This window comes from Marisediminitalea sp. (assembly GCF_984433645.1).
The window spans coordinates 1-6,586 of sequence record NZ_CFIDRX010000217.1 but is presented as its reverse complement, the minus strand read 5'-3'; the positions used below and the strand labels follow the sequence as shown (position 1 = coordinate 6,586).

5 protein-coding genes are annotated in these 6,586 nt (G+C 48.8%); 1 reads left to right on the top strand and 4 read right to left on the bottom strand.

Annotated elements, in window-relative coordinates:
• Both AC4MRN_RS18770 and AC4MRN_RS18765 read right to left on the bottom strand, forming a co-directional pair.
• Positions 1-968, bottom strand: a 968-nt coding sequence (locus AC4MRN_RS18770) for a 1-acyl-sn-glycerol-3-phosphate acyltransferase (protein ID WP_491204150.1), incomplete at its 3' end; no start/stop codon positions are given.
• Positions 969-1,024: 56 nt separating this feature from the next.
• On the bottom strand, positions 1,025-3,190 hold the full coding sequence (locus tag AC4MRN_RS18765; RefSeq protein ID WP_491204149.1) for a S9 family peptidase: 2,166 nt from the start codon (positions 3,188-3,190) through the stop codon (positions 1,025-1,027).
• Between the two features lie 152 nt (positions 3,191-3,342).
• Here AC4MRN_RS18765 and AC4MRN_RS18760 point away from each other — a divergent pair, with 152 nt between their 5' ends.
• Positions 3,343-4,110 (top strand): sulfite exporter TauE/SafE family protein, encoded by a 768-nt coding sequence (locus AC4MRN_RS18760; RefSeq protein ID WP_491204148.1) that lies wholly within the window; start codon positions 3,343-3,345, stop codon positions 4,108-4,110.
• An 18-nt stretch (positions 4,111-4,128) separates the two neighbouring features.
• Here the strand turns inward: AC4MRN_RS18760 and AC4MRN_RS18755 are convergent, their stop codons facing one another.
• Both AC4MRN_RS18755 and AC4MRN_RS18750 read right to left on the bottom strand, forming a co-directional pair.
• Positions 4,129-5,307, bottom strand: a complete 1,179-nt coding sequence (locus AC4MRN_RS18755) for a diguanylate phosphodiesterase (RefSeq protein WP_491204147.1) — start codon at positions 5,305-5,307, stop codon at positions 4,129-4,131.
• A 107-nt stretch (positions 5,308-5,414) separates the two neighbouring features.
• Positions 5,415-6,586, bottom strand: a 1,172-nt coding sequence (locus AC4MRN_RS18750; RefSeq protein WP_491204146.1) for a sigma-54 interaction domain-containing protein, incomplete at its 5' end; no start/stop codon positions are given.

Here is a 6,586-nt window from a genome sequence, read left to right as displayed (position 1 = left end):
TAATTAATTGGGTACAACTGATAGTGAGTATGGATGTGCTGGTCGATGCATTCAGCCAGTGCAGCAGGTGTGTCTGGCACGTCGCTAATCGGGGCTGAAAAATTAACGGTAACGCGCCCTTTGTACCCGGTGATCCCCTGAATTATACTGGCGATGTCTTCCATTTCAGCTTTTTCATAGCCGCCAAGGTGTTCGCGGTGATACAACTCCGTGGCTTTCGCGATATCGCAAGGGTCGTTTTCGTATGAAATAGCAACCGGCACAATGCGCAGTGATTGCATGTAATCGCTGAACGACTGCTGCTGGGATTTACCGTGCATATAGAACATCTTCAAAATAGCCGGATCGGTCTTGTCCAGTCCATCTTTGGCGCGTCCCTCGCGCTGTGCAATCCAAATCGAGTGGCCGTCATCCAGCGAGTGCTTGATATAACCCGACAGGGTGGTAAGGGCTTTTAGCAGTTGTCTTGGGGCTTTCGCTGAACGGTTCACGATAAAGCCTTTATTGAGCTTCATCAGCTCCGTGACGCTGGGCTTTTTCAGCAGGTTGTCACCAAATGCAATACGGGCAGTCGGGAAGCCGGATTGGTGAAGTGCGTAATTAACCAGCGCGGGATCCATGGCAATGTCACGGTGGTTAGACACAAACAAGTAAGGCGTGTCTTTGGAAAGCTGTTCAACGCCCTTTATGGTAACACCGTCAGTGGTCTCATGCAGCACGCGGCTTAAATACACTTCAACTTCTTGTTGAACCTGCTCAACCGTATTGAGCCTGCCCCATTTGCGTTTCAATAGCAGTTTCACCACTGGGCTTAACAGCGCTTTAACCCATCGGCTGCTTTGTCTGAAGCGATGGTTAACAATGGCAGAGATGAATTCGGGATCATTAACCAGACGCTGGATTGCGGCCGGGATTTCGTCGTCGTGGTAGGCGCGAATGGCCTGAAAAGGATCGTTTGGGTTAGTCATGGTTACCGCATAGCAATGAAAACAAACCCCGGCAGGTGTCTGCCGGGGCCATTAGTCTACTTCTCTATCCCTGCTAAATGGAAGAAAAACGCGTACTCTTTCGCAGTTTGTTCATAACGCTTAAAGCGTCCGGACGCACCGCCGTGACCTGCTTCCATATTGGTAATGAACAACAGCAGATTGTCGTCGGTTTTCTTATCACGTAAACGGGCTACCCATTTCATAGGTTCAAAATACTGAACCTGTGAGTCGTGCAGGCCGGTGGTGACAAATAGGTGCGGATACTTCTGCGCTTTCACCTGATCGTAAGGTGAATAAGACAGCATGTACTCGTATTCTTCTTTATTCGCAGGATTACCCCATTCAGTATACTCACCGGTGGTGAGTGGAATGCTGGCATCGCTCATTGTTGTAACAACATCGACAAAGGGCACGTGCGCAGCTATACCGGTGTAGAGTTCCGGCGCCATGTTAGCAATAGCGCCCATTAGCAGTCCGCCTGCACTACCGCCTTCAGCAAAAATACGATTCGGATCAACGTATTTCTGCTCAATCAGACCTTTGGTAACGTCGATAAAGTCGGTAAAGGTGTTCATTTTGTTACCCATTTTACCGTCTTCGTACCATTCGCGACCGAGCATCTGACTACCGCGGATATGTGCGATAGCAACCACAAAGCCACGGTCCATTAACGAAATCCAATGAGACACAAAGGTGGGATCAATGGTCGAGCCATATGAACCATAACCGTATTGAAACAGCGGATTCGTGCCGTTTTTATTGAATTTATCTTTGCGATAAACCAGTGACACCGGAACCTGTTTGCCATCGCGAGCCGGCAACATCACACGCTCAGACTGGTAGTTGGATGCAACAAACGCATCCCCCACCTTGTTTTGTTTTAACAGCGTACTTTCCATGGTTTCCAGGTTGATATCGAACGTACTTGGCGGCGTGGTAAGCGACGCGTAGTAAATGCGTACTGTATTGGTGTCTACCTGGGTATTACCTGAAAAGTAAGCCGTGTAGATGGGATCTTCAGTGGGGATGACATAGCTTTCGCCGGTCTTCAAAGACACCGCGTTCAGGCTGAGTATGCCGTCTTTCTTCGCTTTATAAACTAGGAAATCCTGCAGTAGTTCAATGTCCTGTATGAAGACGTCCGGATCATGTGCGATGACTTTCTGCCACTTACTCTTATCTGAGGTATTGGCGGCATCCACTTTCATAATACGGAAGTTCTTTGCATTGTCGTTGGTCAGGATGTAGTAGTCATCACCGTGCTTAGCAACAGAATATTCCAGGCCTTCTTCAATAGGATAGAAAGGCGTGGGGGCTGCTTTAGGATCGCTGGTGGCGATCAGGGTCATACCGGTTTTCTCGGTATTGTCATGACGAATATAGATGACTTCACCATCTTTACTCATGCCCAGAGAGGTGTAGAAGGTGGTGTCTGTCTCTTCGTAAATCAGTTCATCGTCGGTTTGCGGAGTACCCAATACGTGGCGATACACCTTTGAGCCCAGTAATGTTTGTGGGTCGCGGTCTATGTAATACAGGGTTTTATTGTCTTTCGCCCAGTACACCTGTCCGGTGGTATTGGTAATTTCGTCGCTTAACAGTTCACCGGTTTCCAGGTTTTTAACCTTTAGCGTATACATGCGGCGGCTTACGGTATCAACGGTGTAAGCCAGCAGTGTATTGTCTGGTGAGGCTTCGTAGCTGCCAATACTAAAATAGTCATGACCCTTGGCCATTTCATTGCCGTTTAACAGGACTTCATTGGTACCGTCCAATGTTGCCCGGCGAACATAAATAGGGTATTCGCCATCACCTTCGTACAGTCGCTGATACCAGTAGCCGTTCTCTTTTACCGGTACAGACGCGTCGTCTTTAGGAATGCGTGCCACAAATTCTTCGTAAAGCGCTGCTTGTTGTTTTTCCAGCGGTTTGAGTACGGCTTCTGCGTAACTGTTCTCTTTCTCCAGGTGGCCAAGTACCTCGGGATCTTCGCGCTCGTCGTCGCGCATCCAGTAATATTCATCATTGCGGGTGTCACCGTGAGCGGTCATTTCGTGAGGCACTTTTTTCGCTACGGGTGGGGCTACTGATGTGGTTAAACTCATTGGCTCTTTTGCGTTGATCTGTTCTGTCGATGCTTGTTTGTCGGAGCAACCGGCGAGCATGAGGCCGATGCTAAGCGTAAGCAGTGTTCTTTTCATTATTGTCCCTTGCCGCGAGGCATGCTTGATTGAAGAGGGTACAACATAGCGTATCTGTATTAACGCTGCAAAGGTTGTTGCCCGGTAAATCGTAACCAGTTGCAAACTGCGGGAGTGAAGGCGAAAATCACAGCAACCTCCCGTTTTTTGTTATGGATAGCATGTTCGATTTACTCACCGCCGGCGTGTTAGAGCCGGTTACTGCGCTGGGCCTTATTTTGTTAGCGGGCTTCACTTCGTTTGTTACCGGTGCAATGGGTCTGGGAGGCGGTATGTTGTTACTGGTGGTAATGGCGTCCACTATGCCCATTGCTGCATTGATTCCGGTGCACGGCCTGGTGCAATTAGGGTCCAATGCCAGTCGCTCGGTAATGACTTTCCGACACCTGGATCGCACCATGTTTAAGTACTTTGCGATTGGCACTGTCATTGGCGCGGTAGTCGCGTCATTAGTGGTGGTGCAACTGCCATTGCTGCTTATTCAACTGGCGATTGCGGTATTTTTGTTGCTGGTGGTGTGGGGCGTTAAGCCGAAACAACGGGAAACCTCGCCATCGGGCAGTGTAGTCGCGGGCGCGTTCACCACGTTTCTTTCGATGTTTGTTGGGGCAAGCGGTCCAATGGTGGCCTCTGTGGTTTTTCGCAATGGATACGACAAGCTTACGCATACCGCTACCTTTGCAACTTGCATGACCTTTCAGCACAGTTTGAAGGCGGTGGTATTTACGTTCGTTGGCTTTGCTTTCTGGCAATGGTTACCACTGGTGGTGGCTATGATTGCCAGCGGCGCTGTCGGCACCTGGCTGGGGCTAAAACTGCTCAACAAAATCCCGGTAGAGAAATTCAAGCTGCTGTTTAAAATTATTCTGACGGTACTGGCACTGCGTTTGTTGTATCAGGCTGTTATGAGTCTGCTTTGACTACCTGAATCGTCACAGTCAGGTTTGAAAACGAATTGCCTCAACACCACCCAATTTCGGTTTGGCAAATAAAAAGCCCTGGAATTTCTGAATGCCTATATGTTGCAGCCATAGCCATTCGTCCATTTTTTCTATGCCTTCTACGATCAGCGGAATGCCCAGTGTCGTTGCGAACTCCATAACTGCGTTCACAATGGCCTGCCTGGGGCCGTGCTCGTGAATATTGCAGGCAATGGCCCGATCCAGTTTGATTTTGTCGGGTAGGAAATCGGCCAATACAGATAACCCGGCATAGCCGGAGCCAAAGTCGTCCATAGCAACCCTTATGCCTTTTGCCCTCAGGGCTTCTATGGCACTCATAAAGGCATCGCCTTCATTGAGGATTTCGTTTTCTGTGACTTCCACAATAAGTTGTTGCGGTCTGAGTCCGTAAGTTTTTAAGTAAGACAGCAGGTAGTCGCCGGCGTCTGGAAACTGGGTAAGGGCGCCAGGCATGAGGTTGATGGAAACCGACTGACTGGGTTGTAGCATTTCACTCGCCATAGCGATGGCGTATTGTTTGGACGTCAGGTCAAATTCGTAGCGCTTTGACTTGTCTAAATCCGCTAATATTTGCTCCGGGTAACGTCCACTGTTGTCTCGTAACAGCGCTTCTATTGAAGAAATACGGCCTAAATGGGTGTCTATGATGGGTTGGAAGGCGAATTGATACTCACTTTGTTCGTCTAACTTTGCAGCTAATGGCGATGTATTAATCGCTCTGTGTAAGTCCGCTCGGTGCGCCTCTGGCAAGCAGCCTCGCCAGCGGCCGTTGGCGAAACTGTTGATAAGGCCGTACACCTGGCTGTCACGCTTGAGATAAATATCATCAGGTAGCCAATAACAGGAACGGTCACTTTTGAGAGTGAGGGTTCTTAAGTTCCACTCGCCGAAGTCACGTTGTGATATTGGATGTTCACAAATCTTAACGATATTGTTGTGACGGGCGTCGGCCTTTATCTTTTCGAAAAGCGCCTGTACGTGCTCACCTGGTCCTTCAATAACCTGAAAAAAGTACTCGCCGTCGGTTAGCAGTAGACCGGTAATGGAATTGTCAGTATTAAATCGCAGTGAGTCTGTTTCGATTTGCGAAATTTGCTGGAATGCATCCGAATGGGTCGAACGACTTCGGTAAACAAGTTGCCTGAGTACTTTCATTTACATCACCTTCATACCACGGGCCCAGCAAAACGGGTTTAATCAATACAAACATAGACACCAGATAGGATCATTTCAAATAACTAGCTATGGTATGGATACAGAGACTAATTGCCCAAGCGAATGTTGTAACGCTGAAGCTTGCGGTAGAGTGTACGTGTGCTGACATCAAGCTGTTTAGCCAGCTCATCTGGTGTGCCTTCGTAGGTTTTGCAAATACGCTCAAGGTAGACTTGTTCAGCCTGATCAAGGGGCAATATCTGTTGGCTGACGTTTTCACCATCTGCAACACTGATCTCGCTCTTGCCAAGGATTTGCGGTGGTAAATCGCTGACCAGTATTTCATCATCATTCGCCATCAACGCTGATTGTTCTACCACGCTGATTAACTCGCGAATGTTGCCGGGGAAAGCATAGCGGCAGAGCGCATCGATGGCCTGTTTAGAAAAGTGCTTGTGGCGGTGTTCTCCGGCAGACAGAAAGTGTTTGCACAACATCGCAATATCAGACTGGCGTTCACGGAGTGCCGGGAGGTGAATAGGGAACCCGGCAATGCGATAGTAGAGGTCCTGTCTGAATTCGCCTTTCTCCACCATAGATAGCAGGTTTTTGTGACTGGCACATACCAGCCGAAAATCGGCTTTTTTCTGTTTTAGGCCACCTACTGGCCGATAGCACTGGGTTTCCAGTAAACGCAGTAATTTAACCTGCATATTGAGCGGAACGTCACCAATTTCGTCGAAAAATACCGTGCCGCCATTAGCGACTTCAATGAGTCCTTTTTTTGCATTTGTTGCCCCGGTGAACGCGCCTTTTTCGTAGCCGAAGAGTTCTGACTCAAACAAGCTTTCGTTTAGTCCGGTGCATTCAATAACCACAAAGGGCTTGTCTTTGCGTCGACTGGATTCATGGACAGCCTGCGCGACCAGTTCTTTACCGCTACCGGTTTCGCCTTGAAGTAACACCGCAATTTCAGACTGGGAGGCGCGGTTGATTCGATTCAGCATGGCTTTAAAGGCATCAGACTGGCCAATCATTTTGTTGGTCTTTGAATCAGCTGATGCGTAACTAATACGGTCGAGAATTTCCAGAAACCCCACGGTCATGCCATCCTCATCGCGTACCGGTTTCATCAGAATATCGCAGTAAGTGCGACCTGCAGCGGTATTGTGAATATGTACAACACTGCTGGGGCGAAGGGTTTGTTTACTCTGGGTCAGCGGGCAATCTTCGCCGTGCTTATCACAAGGCCCGAGGTTGTTGTGTGACACGGCGTAAC